This window comes from Arcobacter sp. L (assembly GCF_000284235.1).
Taxonomy (GTDB): Bacteria; Campylobacterota; Campylobacteria; order Campylobacterales; family Arcobacteraceae; genus Aliarcobacter; species Aliarcobacter defluvii.
The window spans coordinates 1,916,443-1,933,625 of record NC_017192.1 but is presented as its reverse complement, the minus strand read 5'-3'; the positions used below and the strand labels follow the sequence as shown (position 1 = coordinate 1,933,625).

Sequence of the window (17,183 nt, the reverse complement as noted above, 5' to 3'; positions counted from 1 at the left end):
AATGATAACAATTCAAGAAGTACATTGGAAATCAAAAGGGCTTTTTAGCAAAAATGATTTGCATAATATTATGACTTTAGTTCTTGAACAAAAAGGATTTTATTTTGACCCCAGTGATAATAGTTTTTTAGGAGCAATTTTTAAAGAGTATGTACGAAAGTTTTTAAAAGAAGAATATATCACGTTTGAATTATCTAAAAAAGAGCTGTTTTATTATGGTGAAAATGTAAATCTCTATATGCTTAACACTATTTATAACGACTTTTTTAAAGATAAAGAGCCAACTCCATTTAATGCAATCATAGAAGATAAAGAGGATGGTGCTATGAATTTGGGAATATTTAACTTACCGTTTGCATCTCAGCTTAAAAACTTAATAGAAATTTTGGAAAAGTTGGAAATTGATTTTAAAAAGTTAAGTGAAGACTATATGCTTTTAGGATTTTCAAATTCTATGGAGTGTAATAAAGCAAAAGATGTGATTGATTTAGATTATAAGCTGTGGGAGGAGAGGGGATGAAACAAGAGAGTTTATTGGACTTTATGACTATAGAAACACCAAACGAAAAAGAGCAAGTAGTTTTAGATTTTTCACAGTCTGTCGGTGACCCACTGGTGGAGATTGGAAGACTTGGATTGATTGAATTTTGTGCTAAAGATAAGTTTGAAAGTTTTGAGGAGATAGAAGAACAAATTAAAAAACTTTTTAATATTTATGTTTTCAAACCTGCAAAAACATTGAATCAAGTTTTTTCTTTTAACTCAAAGTTTACTCATAACTCAACAAGCAAAAATCTTGATGAACGATTTAGACAAGCATTTGAACAATATGCTGATTTGATAAAAGAATCAAAAAATGGCTATTGTTTATCTTGTGGGAAAAAAGATAATTTATGTAGTGTTAGTAAAACTATTTTACCTCTGACTACTGGAAATAGTAATGCAAACTTTACCTCAAATTTTTCAAATCAATTTTTAGTGTGTAAAGAGTGTATGACATCCTTATTCTTTGCTCCAATTAATATGAACAAAACAGCTGGTCGTATGGGGTTTATGATTAGCAATAATCACGAAATAAATAAGTTTTGGAGTGAAAAAAATATTGAAATTTTCAATGCTAATATTGTAAAAAAAGTTGATTCGCTTGTTGATTCAAAAATTAATATCTTTGAAAATTTTATTTATAAAACAATTGAAGAGTTACAAGAAGAGAATCTTTTTGGAGATATTACATTTTATTTGATTTCAAATACGGATAAAGGAAGTGAAGTAACTCTTATACATGTTACGAAAAATCAAATGAATTTCATTCATCATGTAGCACCAAAGTTTTTTAAAGATACTTTACCTACAAAAGATAAAGATGAATGGAATTATCTTATTTTTAAGTACTCATATAACGAACGAAAGGATGATGGTAAAAAAGTTGCATTTGAGGATGAAGTAATAAAAAATAAAGATTACAAATCAACAATGAAGTATTTTAATCCATTGATTAAAAACTTTATTCAAGGGAAATCAATACTTTATTTTTTAAAGAAAAATCATGCTAGTTGGCATTTAACACAAATTTATTTAAAGGAGATTCAAGGGATGAGAGAAGAAAGATTGATTGTGCTTAAAAAAGTTGCTGATAGGCTACAAGAGTTAAATAACGGAGATAAAGAGTTTATCAGAAAAATCGTATTTCCACTTGAGAGAACAAAATCACATAGTGAATTTAGAGAAAAATTGAGAGAACTTATGAGAAAGTTTTTGACAAAATCGAATGAGCCATTATTTACTTCTGATGAAATGGTATTTCAGATATTACCTAGCGGTGAGAGTTGGGCAGAAACAAAAGATATTTTGTTGATTGCTTTATATGAAAAGCTTACTTTAGATGATGATATAAAAGAAGAGTTTGAAAAACACATTACAAAAGAAGGAGATAGTGAAGATGAGTAATTTTCAAGAAAAAATAGGCAGTGACAAAATAAAAAATTATTTTGTACATAGTTCGGTATTGATAGATGTTGATGGTGCTAGTCTAAACAATTGGGGCAAGGATGGTACAAACTCTCAAGGTACCGATAATGCAACAGCAGTTAAAAAAGTCTATAAAAACGGTCGTTGGTATGCGGTTGTCGCAGGACAAGCATGGCGATATTGGTGGAGAGAAGCTTTAGGGTTAAATGGATGGAGTTTGAGTCCAATAACAAGAGATGAAAAAGTTGCATATACAGATGTAAATCCAATAGAATTTCCTGATGATGATATTTTTGGTTACATGAGAGCTTTGAATGAAAATATCAAGGATTTAGTTGAGGAAATTGAAAAAGAGTTAAAAGAGAACAAAAAAGCTGATATAGATAAGCTAAGTAAAGAAAAAAATAAAGTTAAAAAAGAAGAGTTAAGCAATAAACTTCTTAGTGATGTTCGAGAAGCAATATTACAAGAACGTAAAATTGTTGATGTTGCAAAAGATCAAAATATTGATATTGAAATCATTGCAATGATTGTTTCTAAGAACATATTAAAAAGTAGTACAAAAGCTGATGATTATAAGATTGATATGAGTGTTACGAGAGTTAGTCCACTTAAAAACTCTATATTGACATCAATTACACCAATAAAATTAATCAATGAGTTTTCTACAATGGCAAGACAAGAGGGTGATGCTGTTCCATATGAAAAGCAATCTTATTCAACAGTTTTAAAGGGGATGTTTTCTCTAGATTTAGACCAAGTAGGGACGTTTACCAAAACGAATCGTTCTGGATATAAAAATATCACAGATATTACTTTTAAGCAAATTATAGAAAATAGTGGCTCGGAAGTTGATGATCTGATTAATCCAAATATCAAACGAGCAAGACTTAATAATGAAATTAGATTACAAAGAGCAAAAGATACTATTATCGCTCTCAAAACAATAGCTGGTGGAGCTAAAAGAACAACAAATTATGCGAGTGTCAAACCTGATTTTATCATTTTAGCAGTTCTCAAAGGTGGTAACAATATTTTTGACAACATTGCTGTTGAAGAGGATGGGCGAGCAACATTGTCTTTAAAAGCATTGGAAGAAGCGATTAAAGACAATAGAGAGTATTTTAGAAGTGATATTTATATAGGGAAAGCCACTGGCTTTATGGATGAAGTTTCTAATGCTTCAATAGAGGCGATAAAAATTGATGGCATAGAAATCACAGTTGGTTCAATTAATACAATGATTGATGAATTTACAAAAGTGTTAGATACGGTAGTTATTTAAAATGAAACTTTATCGTGTACTTATTACAGCACAAACGGCTAGTTTTAGGTATCCAAATTTTATAAGTTCAAATCAATTAAGTATCAAAGCAATTCCCTATTCAACTATTGCAGGGCTTGTAGCTTCTGCAACGGGAAATGATAAATTGATTGATTTTAAATTTTCTTATGTATTTAGATACCAATCTTCTTATGTGGATTTAGAAACCATTTATAAATTTGAGAAAAAAAACAATTCAGTAAATAATAAAAATGTGGTACAAGATCCAACTTTTCAAAGAGAAATTCTTTATGATTGTTTTTTGACATTTTACTTTGAAGATGAAAACATTGCTAATGCTTTTAAATCACCTATTTTTCAACTTTTGCTTGGGCGAAGTGGGGATTTGGCTAGAGTTGTTGAAATAAAAGAAATTGAAGTTGTTCAATCCAATAAAGCTCTTTTAAATGGAATGATTGTGCCATTTAATGAATATAAAAGCTCTGGTGAAATTTATGCCATGCCGAAATATTTTGATTATAAAAATGTGGTTAGAGAACCAAGAAAAGTGCAACCATTTTTGATTAATGACGGACAAGGGAGTTTTTTAGAACAGCCACGAAATAAGATAGAACAGTTTGACCTAAAAAATTGGAAATTTAAAAAACTTCTAAATGAGATAACGACAGAGGCTTATTTTGATGGTGAGTTAAATAGCTCTATTATATTGAGAAGTTTATGTTAGCAAAATCTGATGGTTTGAGTTTAGAACAACATATACAAGATTTACTTGATGTTTCTTTAGACTTTAAGTTGGCATTCCCTTTATTGCAAATATATTTTGATGATGTAGATTTTTGGGATTATTTAAACTACTCTATTCTATTTCATGATTTGGGCAAAGCTACCAAAGGCTTCCAGTCTTTGATGCAAAATAATAAACCATATAGATTTAGACATGAGATTATTAGTGCTTTAGTGGCACAAAATTATACAAATGATGAGCTTATAATCAATGCAATACTAGCTCATCATAAAAATTTTGAAAAATTAAAAGAATTGCTAAATGAATATGAAAATAACAAAAAATATAATCAAGACAGATGGATAGATAAAGAGTTTGAAGAATTGGATTTAGAATGGGTTCAACAATTTTTATCTGAAAAAAAATTTGAAAAGAAAGATTCGCTAGTTAATAATATTGATGAAAATATTAAAAAATGGACTTCAAGAAGAGCAAGAAAAAAGATTTCAGAACTCGAAAAATTTCAAAACATCTTTTTGTCAGCTTCACTTTCAATTTGCGATCACAATGCATCAGCTGGAATAAAAAATATTCCTATTATAGAGCAAAATAATTTTAATTTTTTATATAACAAAAAACATAAACCGTATCATCATCAAGAAGTTTCTTGGCGTGAAGATGGGAATGCTCTCTTAATAGCTCCAACAGGTCAAGGTAAAACGGAAAGTAGCCTAGGATGGTTACAAAATCAACTCAAAAATAGGCAAGGAAGAGCTTTTTATATCTTGCCGTTTACTGCATCTATCAATGCTATGACTAAAAGAGTTTCAAGTGTTCAAGATGGATTTGGCAACGAGGAACTGGTTGGGCTTTTACATGGGAAAGCAAAATTTTTTATAGATGAATATTATGAGAAAAAAGATGGGCAAAGTCTTAAAGATTTACTCGATATAAACAAAAAGATTATTAAACCCTTTAAAGTAGTGACGCCATTTCAAATACTCAAATGGGCTTTTGGCGTTAAGGGATTTGAAAAAGGCTTTACGGAACTTGCAGGAAGTTATCTCATCTTTGATGAGATTCATATTTATGATAAAGAGCTTTTTAGACGAATACTCTTTTTTATAGAGTGGCTCATAGACAAATTGCATGTAAAAGTTTTTATCATGACGGCTACAATGCCTACTTTTATGCAAAATCATATCAAACAGATTTTAAATATCAAAAATGAAATTAGACCATCAAAAGAAGATATTGCAACAATTCAAAGGCATAAAATAAAACTTCTTAATTTTTCAATCGATGAGCAAAAAGATTTTATTCAAACTAAAATCAATGATGGCAAAACTGTTGTAGTAGTTTGTAATACTGTAGTAAAAGCACAAGAGATTTATGCTTCTATTTCATGTGATTATAAAACTTTACTTCATAGTGGATTTAATGCAAAAGATAGAACACAAAAAGAAAAAGAAGTCCAATCCAAGAATAAGCCTCAATTACTAGTTGGAACACAGGCTATCGAAGTAAGTTTAGATATTGATTATGATTTGATTGTTACTGAACCTGCTCCTCTTGATGCACTACTACAACGATTTGGACGAGTCTATAGATCTAAAAGCCGATTACTTCAAGAAAGTGATGAAGCTAATTGTTATGTGACAACTATGATTGAGGATGTGCATAAAATCATTTATGACAATACTTTGATAAAAAATACCTTGAAGGTTTTAGAAAAAATTCAAAATATTGTTATTAACGAAGATATGGTACAAGATTTACTAGATGAGATATATGAGCCTTTTGCACTAAATGAAGATAATTTAAGAGAGGATTTTAGAAGTCTTTTAGACAATCTTTATCCTTTTAATGTGTATGAAGAGAGTGAAGAAAAGTTTTTTGAACAGTTTGATGGTGTAGAAGTGCTTCCAATTGAACTTTTTGATGAATTTAATGAATATGTAAAAGATCAACAATATTTAGAAGCTGAAAAGTTATTTGTGTCGATAAGCAAAAATAAATATAAAAAATATAGATATAAAAAAGATTTAATTAAATTTGTTGAACCACACAACTATGGAAAAGCTTTTCCATTGATTGGATTGAAATATAGTTGTGAAACTGGATTATTAGATGAAGAAGTGACAGATATTTCAAATAAAAGTATGTTTATATAAAATGAACCTCATGCAAAAAATACAACTGTTTGAATTAAAAAAAATACGAAGTAGATTGGCTACAAATCGTAGTCAGTTGAAAATGAAAATAAATGTATTGTCCGAAAAAATCGAACAGTTTAATATAAATGATTTTACAATAATAAAATGAAAGATAAAAACTATGATTACAGGCACTCTAATAAACTACTACTTCCACTGTCAAACACAATGTTGGCTCCACGCAAACCGTATAAACTTAGAAGACAACAGTGAAGATGTTCGAATAGGAAAAGTTTTACATGAGATAAATGAAGAAAAAAGCAAACAAACTGAAATTAGCATTGACAATATCAAAATTGACAAAATCACACGAGATTATCTTATCGAAGTTAAAAAATCAGATAGTGATCCACAAGCGGTGAAATGGCAAGTTTTACTCTATCTTTACAAACTAAAACAAAAAGGTGTAGAGAAAAAAGGCAAAATTGAATACATAGAAAAAAGAGGTGATAAAAAGATAGAATTTATCGAACTTGATGAGGTAAATGAAAAAGAACTTTTAGAAGTTTTAACAAATATCGAAAATCTTATAAATCAACCAATTCCACCAAAACCAAAATTTGAGAATAAGTGTAAAAAATGTGCTTATTTTGAATACTGTTTTATATAGGAGTAAATAGTGGCAAAAAATCACACACGTTATATCTTCTCAATGGGTGAACTAAAACGCAAAGATAATTCAATAGCTTTTAGAAATGAAAAAGGCAATTTTTATATTCCTATACAAGATACAAGAGAAGTTTACTGTATCAATGAAGTTAGTTTCAATACTAAGTTTTTGGATTTTATTAGTCGTGCTGGAATTACTTTGCATTTGTTTAATTATCATGGAAATTATAGTGGAACTTTTTATCCAAAAGAGCAATTAATAAGTGGAGATTTATGTATAAAACAAGCTTTATGTTATGTTGAAAATAGATTGAAAATCGCAAAATCAATAGTTCAAGCAATTGCAGATAATATTCATGAAACTTTATATCATTATTATAGACACGATAAAAAAGATTTGAAACCAACTCTTGATTGGCTCAAAAGTGAACCAAAAAAGTTTTTGGATAAAGATATAACTATAGAGCAAATTATGTTTATAGAAGGGCAGATTTGGAATAAGTTTTATGATAGTTTTAAACACTTTTTAAGTGAAGATTTTTTGATGAACAAAAGAGTAAAGCGTCCACCAGATAATCCTATGAACGCACTTGTAAGTTTTGGAAATACACTGCTTTATACAAAAACAATAAGTGCTATATATACAACTCATCTAAATCAAGCCATAAGTTTTTTGCATAGTCCAAGAGAAGGAAGATTTAGCTTGTGTTTAGATATAAGTGAGGCTTTTAAACCTGTGATTGTGTTTAAAACTATTTTTGATTTAGTTGGTAGAAAACAGCTTCAAGTGGAAAAACATTTTGATAAAAGTTTAAACTATGCACTTTTAAATGAAGATGGTAAAAAAATATTTATAGATGCTTTTGAAACAAGGCTAAATGAAACTTTTATGCATCCAAAACTAAAAAGAAAAACTACATATAAACATTGTTTAAAACTTGAAGGATATAAACTTATCAAATATATCGTAGAAGGAAAAGAGTTTGTGCCTTTTAGACTAAAGGATAAAATGTGAGTAAAGATAAGTTTAATTACAACTACGCTTTTTTATTTTATGATATTGCTGATGAATTTAGTGAAGCTGGAAAATATAGAGTTGCAAAAGTTTTTAAAATCTGTAAAAAATATCTAAAACATCATCAAAAATCTATTTTCAGAGGAAATATCACTCCTTCAAATCAGCTCAAACTAGAAACCGAACTAAAAAAAGTGATAGATAAAGATTTGGATTTTATTTCTATAATAAAAGTGCAAAATAGTGGGAGTTTTGTAGAAAAGACTTTGGGAAATGATAAAAAAGAAGTAGAATCAATCTTTATCTAATTTTTCCAACTATTTATAAATGAAATTAATAATCAAACTGCTATAATATCGACAATTTGAAGAGTTCTTTTACAACTTATTGTTAATTGAACTTTTGATTGGAAAAATTAGTTTTAAAACCGATTTTTAGGGATAATTGATGTTTAGTATGTCGATTTTTTCTTACTTGAACTTAAACATATAATGTATTGAAACCACTCTTCTTTGTTTATTTCTTTATATCCATTTACTTGAACTTAAACATATAATGTATTGAAACCCATTTTGCAATACAACATTAAAATTACTTTGAGACTTGAACTTAAACATATAATGTATTGAAACAATAGAGAATTTTACGATAATGCTTATGAAATAGCTTGAACTTAAACATATAATGTATTGAAACATAAAGATGGTATGGTTGATATGAATAAATACGAAGCTTGAACTTAAACATATAATGTATTGAAACGTATAAATAAAAAATAAGTATCAGATTTGATACTCTTGAACTTAAACATATAATGTATTGAAACTGAACAAGACACCAATAACCACTTTCTTCTAAACCCTTGAACTTAAACATATAATGTATTGAAACAATATAACTGTTCCGTTCAATCCTTTTGCTTTATTCTTGAACTTAAACATATAATGTATTGAAACTTTAGATGGTGCTTTAAATGGTGGTTCAGGAACTGGCTTGAACTTAAACATATAATGTATTGAAACATTTCAATAGAGCCAAACTTAGGAAGAATCCATTTATCTTGAACTTAAACATATAATGTATTGAAACTTATTTAACTCTTATACTTTTCAGATTGCTTCAGGTCTTGAACTTAAACATATAATGTATTGAAACTACAAATAATTTTATTAGTACACCAAAAACTAAAACTTGAACTTAAACATATAATGTATTGAAACGAATTGATTGCTCCATCAAATAACGTAGTTAAATTCTTGAACTTAAACATATAATGTATTGAAACAATAAAGGTCATAGAAGCCATTGGAAGCAAAAAAAAGCTTGAACTTAAACATATAATGTATTGAAACTCCTCTTTGTATGGTTCATTTTTAACAATAGCATTACTTGAACTTAAACATATAATGTATTGAAACAAGACATAAGTATCCATTTCTTGAATTGTGTTCTCTTGAACTTAAACATATAATGTATTGAAACCATACAGTTATTATAATGTTAAGTATATTTACTATCCTTGAACTTAAACATATAATGTATTGAAACATGGGTTTAACTCTATATGCATATACAAAAATAATGCTTGAACTTAAACATATAATGTATTGAAACATGAGTTTAATATAAAAGATTCTGGCTCTTTTATTTCTTGAACTTAAACATATAATGTATTGAAACAAGGGAGTAAGTGAAAATTTTAGTAAAGCACTATCTTGAACTTAAACATATAATGTATTGAAACTATTCAACAGCTGCTTGTGATGCAGTAGTCATAACTTGAACTTAAACATATAATGTATTGAAACTTACTTATTACAAAGCCAAGTAATAAAAATAAAACTCTTGAACTTAAACATATAATGTATTGAAACTAAAATTTATTACAATACACAAATATTAAAGATATTCTTGAACTTAAACATATAATGTATTGAAACCGACAATTGTCAGAACAGTAATCTTTAGTCCTACCTTGAACTTAAACATATAATGTATTGAAACTATACATTATCGAGTTTTAACACACTATTATGAGAACTTGAACTTAAACATATAATGTATTGAAACTTCGATCGATTAGCCATCGCAACTGCACAAGATTTCTTGAACTTAAACATATAATGTATTGAAACTTTTTAAAATTAGAAATCAGTAAACATAAAATGTTACTTGAACTTAAACATATAATGTATTGAAACGTTAATATATAAATCGTATTGATTTCTTTTTCTAACTTGAACTTAAACATATAATGTATTGAAACGGCAAAGAAAAAACAGAAAAACAAAATAAAATAACTTGAACTTAAACATATAATGTATTGAAACCAGATTAATCCAGATCCAGATGAGTATGAGAACTCTTGAACTTAAACATATAATGTATTGAAACTTTATTCCGTAATGCTTTTCTATAAACTCTCTGTTCTTGAACTTAAACATATAATGTATTGAAACAGGAAGAAAAGAAAACTGTTACTATCGAAAAATGGCTTGAACTTAAACATATAATGTATTGAAACCTTGGTGTAAAACGGCTAGAGAAATGTGAGTATTTTGCTTATGAAATGTATGTACACTTAAAAATTATAGTTTTTTATACTTTCTTACCTACATTTTAAAAGCAAAATATTCTAATTATTTTCCATATCAGCTAATCGTTTTCTTTCTTGTTTTAATGCTTCGACTAAACTATTGTCTATATTACATTTGAAGTTTTCTATATTTGTTACTACAATTAATTTTAAATCTTTTATATCATACCCTTTCAAATGTTTAGCCATTGATTTTAACCAATCTCCATGTTTAAAATCTAAAGTTATACTTATATCTTCTCCTTCATTTAAAGTTAATGGTAATTTAGCACTAAGTGAACCATCAGTCTTTTGATAAAAGTTTTGTTTAATTTTTCCTCTTTTTATTTCCCATCCAATTGCATTAATTTTAACATTCCTAGTACAAATATTTACTATTTCAATATGACATACTTCTTGTTTTTCTTTAGTGAATGTATCAATTAAAATACTTGAATTTACTTTTATTTTTAACTTTATTTTATTGTTGTTATTTGCTAACCACAAAGATGTAATTACAGCTCCTATCGTTCCAAATCCTGATATCCAAGTTCCTACTGCATTCCATATATCTACAGTTGAAGTTTCCATTTATCTCCTTATTAATACTCCACAAACTTTACCTATTACATTCACATCAATAATATTATATATTACATCACTAAAGTTTGGATTGTTTGATTTTAAAATAACTTTATCATTATTTACTTTAATCGATTTAATATATAAACCATCTTTTGTATTAATCACATAAATACTTTTATTATCTATTTCTTTTTTACTTCTATCTACAAATATTAAACTTCCATCTTTTATCTCAGGTTCCATACTCTCACCAAATACTTGTAATACTTCTGTATATTTATAGCTACTATTTATATAATTTAAGAGTTGTTTATCTATTATAAGTGGCACACTATTTATTGAATAGTTAATTGCTCCAGCTCCTGCTGAACCAATAATATTCTTTTGATACTTTAATATGATGTAATTAGATGTGTTTTCAATTAAGCTCTCAGGAAGTTGATTAAAGAAAAACCAATTAATAGATATATTTCTTTTAGCTAGAAAGCTCATTATCTCATAGTATGGAATAGAGCCTCTTGCCTTTTGTTTTCTGAAGTTATCGTAGTTAATGTTAAGAGCTGTTGCAATATTTTTATCAAGTACTCTTTTATTTCCAACTTCTTGAGAGAGTATGTCTTTTATTTTTTCTAGTATTTCGCTAAAATTTATCATATGAGATATTATCTAAAAAAGGTTTATTATGAAAAAAAAAGAATTAGCAAAAAAAACAATTAAACACATAATTGCAAAAACTAAAAATGGACTTATAATTACATCTGAGAGACCTGATATTAGTTATATCGTATATGATTTTTTAAAACGAAAAAAATAGATAAGAGAATTTTCTCCTATCCTAATAATTAGTTATAAACACCTCCCTCACACTTTTATTCTTCCCATGCATATTTTTTCCTAGAGTATATTCAATCTCTTTTGTAGATCTAATATTAAAATCTTTATAAAGCTCTCTTACAACTACACTATCATTATAAGATAGTAAAAATCTACCTTTTACTTTTGACAACAGTTCTGCTAATTGTTCATGCTCTTTGATTCCAAATCCACCTGTATTTTTATAGTAAGATTCAGTACTTACATAAGGAGGGTCTATATAAAAGAATGCATCTTCTTTATCGTAAAGTGGGATAAGTTTTGAGAAAGACATATTCTCTATAGTTACACCTTTTAATCTATCACTTATCTTTTTAAAATCTCTATAAATATTTTTAGGCTTTCTTCCTGATTTTGCAGACATTGCAAAGTTATCACCTTTGCTGCCAAAACTTTGTGTTAATTGATAGAAATAAAAAGCAGCTGCTTCTATATTGTTTTTTGGTTTTAGTTTTCTAATCTTTATATCTTGAAAAATCTCTCTTGAGATAAATAAATCATTTAAGTACATTGATAAACTTTGGGGATTATTTCTAATTGCTCTATGAAGATTTATAAGCTCTGAGTTTATATCATTAAAAACTTCTAATTTTGATGGTTCTTTTTGATATAAAACACTTCCAGCTCCTCCAAATACTTCAATATAAATGTTATGGTCTTGAGGAATAAAATCTATAATATCTTTAGCTAATTTAGTTTTACCACCTACCCATCCAAATGGGGCTTTTAGTTTTGTTGAATGCATAATTATCCTTTGTGAAAAAATGTCACTTTTTTAGAGTTAAATTTTTTATTTTGTTAAAATTCTTATGCAGTCAGCTTGGGGAAGGTGGCTGTGCTTTTTTATTTATTTTTTAATTCTCAAACTCTAAACTTGTACTCCATCCACCACTTTTACTAAAACTATGTCTAACTTGTGTGATGTTATATTCATAATCATCTTCTCCTATATTTAAAAGCTTCAAAATCCCACCTGCATATATAACTTCACCTTCACAAGTAAGACTTCCTGATACTTTTCCTTGGTTTGCTTTTTCAAGTTTAGCTTTAGCCTTTGCTCTAGCTTCAGCTTCACTTGAGAAATTTCCTTTATAAATTAGTATTGGTTCTGCTGCATCTTTTGGAATAAATATCTCTTTTCTTTTATTCTCTTTTGTATCATGCCAGCTTACTTTCACACTATTATAAAAAGTCTTTTCACTATGAATTATTGGAACTTCATCTAAGCACTTATTTACATCTATTTCATATCTGGGTAAAAGTTCATTCTTCTTATCATTTTTTACTTTTTTCACAAAGTATAAAGTTTCATTTTTTAGATTAAAAATAGCGTTATATTCATCAGCTAAGCGATTTAAAAAGCTCATGTCCGATTCATTTGTTTGAGCTACACTTTTAATATATAGATCATCAAAATCACACTTAACTTTTAAATCATATTTAGCAGCTATTTGATTTACAATATCTACTATTTTTACATTCTCAAAAGTCCTATTTCTTTTTACTTTGAAGTTACTTTTAAAGTCCACACCTGTTGCTGTTATTTGAAGTTTCTTAAAGCTCTTTTTTGTTTCAGTTACTTTAAAAACTCCAATTAGTTGTAATGTTTCATAGCCTAAATAAACCTTTATTTCATCACTTGATTTTGGTCTTTTATATTTGCCAGATACTTCAATATCTAATTGGTCAGAGTTATTATTAGCATAATCTGTAACTGTTAAACTTGATAAGTCTTTTAATATATTTTGTGTTTTATCTGTACCATTAACAACAATTTTAAATAAAGGTACTCTTACCATAACTCATCCTCTACTTTGATTTTCTTTTCAATTATAGGAAGAATTACTACATCATTTTCATCTAAATATAGTTTATTTTTTAGGCTACTATTTAACTCTAATACTTCTTTAAAATTATCCAAAGTACCTAATTTTTCTTGAACAATTTTGTCCAATCTATCACCTTGTTTAGCTGTAACTTTTATTGTCATACTCCACCTACTTTTACAAGTTCAATTGAGTATGATTGTTTTAAGAAACTTCCATCTTTCAAAAATAGATTCTTTGTTTTTTTAATTGAAAAAATCAAAATCGTATAAGCTTCTCCAGTTGAAAAAGCAATTGTTAATGGTTCTTTTTTAGCTGCAAGTTTTTCAAAGTCATCTAAAGCTCTCATACTTTTTACAATTAAGACTCCGCTTATTTCATCTTTTTGTTCTGACTTACCAACACTTTGATAGGTATCATAATCACCTATTCTTGAAAACGTCACAAATGGATATTCAATAGTTGTTGCAAAAGTATCATAAGAAGTTTTAGAAATATCAAACTCAAAATCACCTATTAAACATAACATTAAAATTCCTTATCACTTAAAGATGTAGTATTAGTTTTTAATCCTGCAGCTACACCTTTTTCAACATCAGCTGTACTACTTGGATTATTTATCTCTATTTTTTGAATAGTTACATTTTGATTTTTACTTATATTTGTACCATTCAAATTATCTAGTTTAACTGGCTCAACAGGTTGTAAATTTGGGATTTCTTTTTTATATCCACCTTCTAAAGTAAAAAATGAACTTGCATCTTTAAAAAAACTTCCAACTTTATCTCCTGCACCTGAAAAAAACTCTTTTGTTGAATTAATCGCTCCTAATACTTTAGTCTCTAACCATTGAAATTTCTCAAAAAACCAATCAAATACTGCAACAAATGGTTCTTTAACTTTTAAAGCTAAAGTCTCAAATACAGGAGCTATTACAGAAACAATACTGTTAAAAATCGATGTTATTCCATTCCATAAATTTAAGAAAAAGTTAGTTATAGGTGTCCAATTATTAATTATCATCCCTAATGGAGTCCAACCCAAATACTCTTTCACAAAAGTTATTCCTGTTGAAAAAGCACTTTTAATTCCATCCCATAAACCTATGAAAAATCCTTTTATAGGTGTCCAATATGTATAAATTAGTGTTGCAGCAACTACAATACCAACAACTGCTAAACCTATTGGATTAGCTAAAAATAAAGAATTTAATACTAATAAAGCTTTTCCAATATTTAAAAAACCAGCTATCACAAAACTTGCCATATATCCAACTGCACTAAATCCAATTGATAAAGCAACAGCTCCAACTACAACCATACCTATTACTTGACTTAAAACAGGGAACTTTGTTACAAAATCACCTACTTTATTTCCTATTTCCCTAACTGGAGTAATAACAGAGTTTAATGCAGGTAAAAGCAATGATCCAAAATTTATAGCTATTGATTTAACTGAATTTCCTAGAAGAACTAAATTATTTTTTGTTGTTTTACTTCTTGTTTCAAACTCTCTTTGCATACTTCCTAAATATTTTGTTCTATCAGCTGTATTTTCCAAAGCTTTTGTATAGTTATCTAATCCACCAACAAGTAATGCTATATCATCACTGTATTCAGCACCAAATAGGTCTGATAATACTCCCATTTGTTTTGACTTTGGAAGTTTTTCTAATGTTTTTAGAAAACTAATCAACCCACCTTGTGCATCTTTTTCTATTGATTTTTTTACATCTTTTGCACTTAATCCAATAGCATCTAATCCCTCTTGAAAAGACTTATTTTGTTTATCTGCTGTTTTAAGTTTTAGTAAAAGAGCATTTATTGAAGTTGCTGCAACTTCAGGTGGTTTACCTAAAGCTAGAAATGCACTACTCAAAGCTGAAGTTTGAACCGTAGTTAATCCAAATACTTTGGCAGTTCCTCCTATTCTTCCTAAAACTTCTACTACTTCTCTTGCTTTTGAAGCTGAAGTATCTGATAGATGATTTATAGCATCTCCTAGTTCTACTACTTGATTTTGAGTTAAACCGTAAACATTCATAAGTTTTGCGATACTATCTCCAGCGGATTCAGCACTCATATCAAAAGCTGTACTCATTTTTGCAACAGTAGTTGTGAACTCAAGTAAATTTTCTTTTGCAATACCAAGCTGTCCCCCACTTGCAGCAATAGAAGCTAACTCATTTGCATTTAAGGGAATCTCTTTTTTTGTTGATAACTTTATTATTTCCTGTTCAAATCTTTTAGCTTCCTCATCGGTTGCAAAATTAACTACTTTTTTTACATCTGCCATTGCACTTTCAAAATCAATTGCAAATTTAAAAGGCATTGCAACAGTTCCACCAAGAGCAACTTTATCCATAACAGAGGATTTGAATTTATTTCTATATTCTTCAATACCGTTAAAACTTAGTTTTGTTTTTTCAAGTAGTGTCATATTATTTTTTAAAGCGATGATTTTTGTATTTAATTTAGTTACTTCAGTTGATGTAGCACCAAATTTATTAGCTAGTTGAAACTTTTGACTTTCAAGTTTTTTTAGTTTATTATCTAATAATGATGTACTATTTATAGCACTAGAAAAAGCACTTGCACCTTTAAATGCTGCACCTATAACTATTCCTAAACCTACTGTTTTCAACTATTTTTCCTTTAAGGTATTATTTGCTTCATTCGAGAAGTACAAAAAATCATCCAAATCCATCTCAAGCATATCTGCATAACTAAAGTTAAAGCAATGACCTATTAAAGTCATTGCTTTTAAACAAGAGTTATACTCAATTACAACAAAAGTGCTTTTTGTAACTTCCCATAATCATCAATATCCATTTCATCAATTTCTGCCTCAGTTTTTTGAGTTAAATTTACAATTAATGCTATTTCTTTTTCCATATCATCTTTGATATGATTAACTAATTTCATATCTTTTACTTTTGCTCGTCTTCCTTCAACAACTTCACCTGTACTTAATTTTACTTTTATTGCTCTACTCATCTTTTTCTCCTTATGCTATATTTGATCTAAGTTCTGCTAATAAATCTTTTCCAGCTATTTTTGCAATCATATTTTTTGTGTCCAATTGAACAAACTGTTTTCCATCTACTTCTAACTCAAAATATTTAACTTTTACTTCTATTGTTTTTTTAACTTGTTCTTTAGCTTTCCAGCTTCCTAAGTCCAAATCAAAATCACCTTTTATAGTTGCAACTGCTGGAACTGCTTTACCATCACTAAAAACAGAACCTTTTGCTACAAAGTAAGCATTTTCTGCATTTGCCATTGCTTCAATCACATATTTTGAATATTGTTTTAATACAAATTTAGCCTCTAATTTTTGAAATGTTCCGTTTTTTACATCAATCTCAAAACCTCCCGCATTAAGTGTTTCTCTATTAAATTGAATTTTTGGTAATTCAAATTCATCAGATACACCTAAATGACCAATACCATTTGCAAAGATATTTATCTCTTGTATAAATTGTGGTGTTTTAATTTCAGCCATCTA

Annotated in this window: 18 protein-coding genes and 1 CRISPR repeat array; of the genes, 9 read left to right on the top strand and 9 right to left on the bottom strand. The window is 28.1% G+C overall.

What is annotated here, in order from left to right:
• The first annotated feature begins 1 nt into the window (after position 1).
• The 8 genes from ABLL_RS09615 (at position 2) to cas2 (ending at position 8,125) form a co-directional block, all read left to right on the top strand.
• Positions 2-520, top strand: a complete 519-nt coding sequence (locus ABLL_RS09615) for a hypothetical protein (RefSeq protein WP_014474607.1) — start codon at positions 2-4, stop codon at positions 518-520.
• Complete coding sequence (gene cas8a1, locus ABLL_RS09610) at positions 517-1,947, top strand: type I-B CRISPR-associated protein Cas8b1/Cst1 (RefSeq protein WP_014474606.1); 1,431 nt, start codon at positions 517-519, stop codon at positions 1,945-1,947. Before ABLL_RS09615 ends, cas8a1 begins: the two co-directional genes overlap by 4 nt.
• On the top strand, positions 1,940-3,253 hold the full coding sequence (cas7i, locus tag ABLL_RS09605; RefSeq protein WP_014474605.1) for a type I-B CRISPR-associated protein Cas7/Cst2/DevR: 1,314 nt from the start codon (positions 1,940-1,942) through the stop codon (positions 3,251-3,253). Before cas8a1 ends, cas7i begins: the two co-directional genes overlap by 8 nt.
• Position 3,254: 1 nt before the next feature.
• Entirely contained in the window at positions 3,255-3,977 is a 723-nt protein-coding gene (gene cas5b, locus ABLL_RS09600; RefSeq protein WP_014474604.1) for a type I-B CRISPR-associated protein Cas5b, read from the top strand.
• Positions 3,971-6,151: a CRISPR-associated helicase/endonuclease Cas3 gene (locus ABLL_RS09595; RefSeq protein WP_014474603.1), complete on the top strand. Its 2,181-nt coding sequence runs from the start codon at positions 3,971-3,973 to the stop codon at positions 6,149-6,151. The genes cas5b and ABLL_RS09595 overlap by 7 nt, the downstream gene beginning before the upstream one ends.
• 163 nt (positions 6,152-6,314) lie before the next feature.
• Complete coding sequence (cas4, locus tag ABLL_RS09590; RefSeq protein ID WP_014474602.1) at positions 6,315-6,803, top strand: CRISPR-associated protein Cas4; 489 nt, start codon at positions 6,315-6,317, stop codon at positions 6,801-6,803.
• A gap of 9 nt (positions 6,804-6,812) precedes the next feature.
• Complete coding sequence (gene cas1b / locus ABLL_RS09585) at positions 6,813-7,817, top strand: type I-B CRISPR-associated endonuclease Cas1b (RefSeq protein WP_014474601.1); 1,005 nt, start codon at positions 6,813-6,815, stop codon at positions 7,815-7,817.
• Complete coding sequence (cas2, locus tag ABLL_RS09580; RefSeq protein WP_014474600.1) at positions 7,814-8,125, top strand: CRISPR-associated endonuclease Cas2; 312 nt, start codon at positions 7,814-7,816, stop codon at positions 8,123-8,125. Before cas1b ends, cas2 begins: the two co-directional genes overlap by 4 nt.
• Positions 8,126-8,290: 165 nt before the next feature.
• Positions 8,291-10,341: direct repeats of the CRISPR family, unit length 30 nt; unit sequence CTTGAACTTAAACATATAATGTATTGAAAC.
• Positions 10,342-10,452: 111 nt separating this feature from the next.
• Here the strand turns inward: cas2 and ABLL_RS09575 are convergent.
• Positions 10,453-10,983, bottom strand: a complete 531-nt coding sequence (locus ABLL_RS09575; protein WP_014474599.1) for a hypothetical protein — start codon at positions 10,981-10,983, stop codon at positions 10,453-10,455.
• A complete protein-coding gene (locus tag ABLL_RS09570) occupies positions 10,984-11,631 on the bottom strand; it encodes a S24 family peptidase (protein WP_014474598.1) in 648 nt (215 codons plus the stop codon).
• 28 nt (positions 11,632-11,659) lie between these two features.
• Here ABLL_RS09570 and ABLL_RS15215 point away from each other — a divergent pair, with 28 nt between their 5' ends.
• Positions 11,660-11,791, top strand: coding sequence for a hypothetical protein (locus tag ABLL_RS15215; RefSeq protein WP_258239354.1), 132 nt, complete (start codon positions 11,660-11,662; stop codon positions 11,789-11,791).
• Between the two features lie 21 nt (positions 11,792-11,812).
• Here the strand turns inward: ABLL_RS15215 and ABLL_RS09565 are convergent, their stop codons facing one another.
• The 7 genes from ABLL_RS09565 to ABLL_RS09535 form a co-directional block, all read right to left on the bottom strand.
• Positions 11,813-12,595 carry a DNA adenine methylase gene (locus ABLL_RS09565; RefSeq protein WP_014474597.1) on the bottom strand — a complete coding sequence of 261 codons (783 nt, stop codon included), beginning with the start codon at positions 12,593-12,595 and terminating at the stop codon, positions 11,813-11,815.
• A 109-nt stretch (positions 12,596-12,704) separates the two neighbouring features.
• On the bottom strand, positions 12,705-13,649 hold the full coding sequence (locus ABLL_RS09560; RefSeq protein WP_014474596.1) for a phage late control D family protein: 945 nt from the start codon (positions 13,647-13,649) through the stop codon (positions 12,705-12,707).
• Positions 13,643-13,840 carry a hypothetical protein gene (locus tag ABLL_RS09555; protein WP_014474595.1) on the bottom strand — a complete coding sequence of 66 codons (198 nt, stop codon included), beginning with the start codon at positions 13,838-13,840 and terminating at the stop codon, positions 13,643-13,645. The genes ABLL_RS09560 and ABLL_RS09555 overlap by 7 nt, the downstream gene beginning before the upstream one ends.
• Complete coding sequence (locus ABLL_RS09550; protein WP_014474594.1) at positions 13,837-14,205, bottom strand: phage tail protein; 369 nt, start codon at positions 14,203-14,205, stop codon at positions 13,837-13,839. The genes ABLL_RS09555 and ABLL_RS09550 overlap by 4 nt, the downstream gene beginning before the upstream one ends.
• Positions 14,205-16,319, bottom strand: coding sequence for a phage tail tape measure protein (locus ABLL_RS09545; protein WP_014474593.1), 2,115 nt, complete (start codon positions 16,317-16,319; stop codon positions 14,205-14,207). Before ABLL_RS09545 ends, ABLL_RS09550 begins: the two co-directional genes overlap by 1 nt.
• Positions 16,320-16,459: 140 nt before the next feature.
• A complete protein-coding gene (locus tag ABLL_RS09540) occupies positions 16,460-16,672 on the bottom strand; it encodes a phage tail assembly protein (RefSeq protein WP_014474592.1) in 213 nt (70 codons plus the stop codon).
• 10 nt (positions 16,673-16,682) lie between these two features.
• On the bottom strand, positions 16,683-17,180 hold the full coding sequence (locus tag ABLL_RS09535) for a phage major tail tube protein (protein WP_014474591.1): 498 nt from the start codon (positions 17,178-17,180) through the stop codon (positions 16,683-16,685).
• Positions 17,181-17,183 lie beyond the last annotated feature (3 nt).

What these genes read in the sequence shown, in the direction of transcription:
- ABLL_RS09540 (WP_014474592.1), bottom strand. Translation starts at nt 16,672, where the DNA reads ATGAGTAGAGCAATAAAAGTAAAATTAAGTACAGGTGAAGTTGTTGAA.
- ABLL_RS09595 (WP_014474603.1), top strand. Translation starts at nt 3,971, where the DNA reads ATGTTAGCAAAATCTGATGGTTTGAGTTTAGAACAACATATACAAGAT.
- ABLL_RS09560 (WP_014474596.1), bottom strand. Translation starts at nt 13,649, where the DNA reads ATGGTAAGAGTACCTTTATTTAAAATTGTTGTTAATGGTACAGATAAA.
- cas7i (WP_014474605.1), top strand. Translation starts at nt 1,940, where the DNA reads ATGAGTAATTTTCAAGAAAAAATAGGCAGTGACAAAATAAAAAATTAT.
- cas8a1 (WP_014474606.1), top strand. Translation starts at nt 517, where the DNA reads ATGAAACAAGAGAGTTTATTGGACTTTATGACTATAGAAACACCAAAC.
- cas4 (WP_014474602.1), top strand. Translation starts at nt 6,315, where the DNA reads ATGATTACAGGCACTCTAATAAACTACTACTTCCACTGTCAAACACAA.
- ABLL_RS09565 (WP_014474597.1), bottom strand. Translation starts at nt 12,595, where the DNA reads ATGCATTCAACAAAACTAAAAGCCCCATTTGGATGGGTAGGTGGTAAA.
- ABLL_RS09570 (WP_014474598.1), bottom strand. Translation starts at nt 11,631, where the DNA reads ATGATAAATTTTAGCGAAATACTAGAAAAAATAAAAGACATACTCTCT.
- ABLL_RS09550 (WP_014474594.1), bottom strand. Translation starts at nt 14,205, where the DNA reads ATGTTATGTTTAATAGGTGATTTTGAGTTTGATATTTCTAAAACTTCT.
- ABLL_RS15215 (WP_258239354.1), top strand. Translation starts at nt 11,660, where the DNA reads ATGAAAAAAAAAGAATTAGCAAAAAAAACAATTAAACACATAATTGCA.
- cas5b (WP_014474604.1), top strand. Translation starts at nt 3,255, where the DNA reads ATGAAACTTTATCGTGTACTTATTACAGCACAAACGGCTAGTTTTAGG.
- ABLL_RS09615 (WP_014474607.1), top strand. Translation starts at nt 2, where the DNA reads ATGATAACAATTCAAGAAGTACATTGGAAATCAAAAGGGCTTTTTAGC.
- ABLL_RS09575 (WP_014474599.1), bottom strand. Translation starts at nt 10,983, where the DNA reads ATGGAAACTTCAACTGTAGATATATGGAATGCAGTAGGAACTTGGATA.
- ABLL_RS09555 (WP_014474595.1), bottom strand. Translation starts at nt 13,840, where the DNA reads ATGACAATAAAAGTTACAGCTAAACAAGGTGATAGATTGGACAAAATT.
- ABLL_RS09535 (WP_014474591.1), bottom strand. Translation starts at nt 17,180, where the DNA reads ATGGCTGAAATTAAAACACCACAATTTATACAAGAGATAAATATCTTT.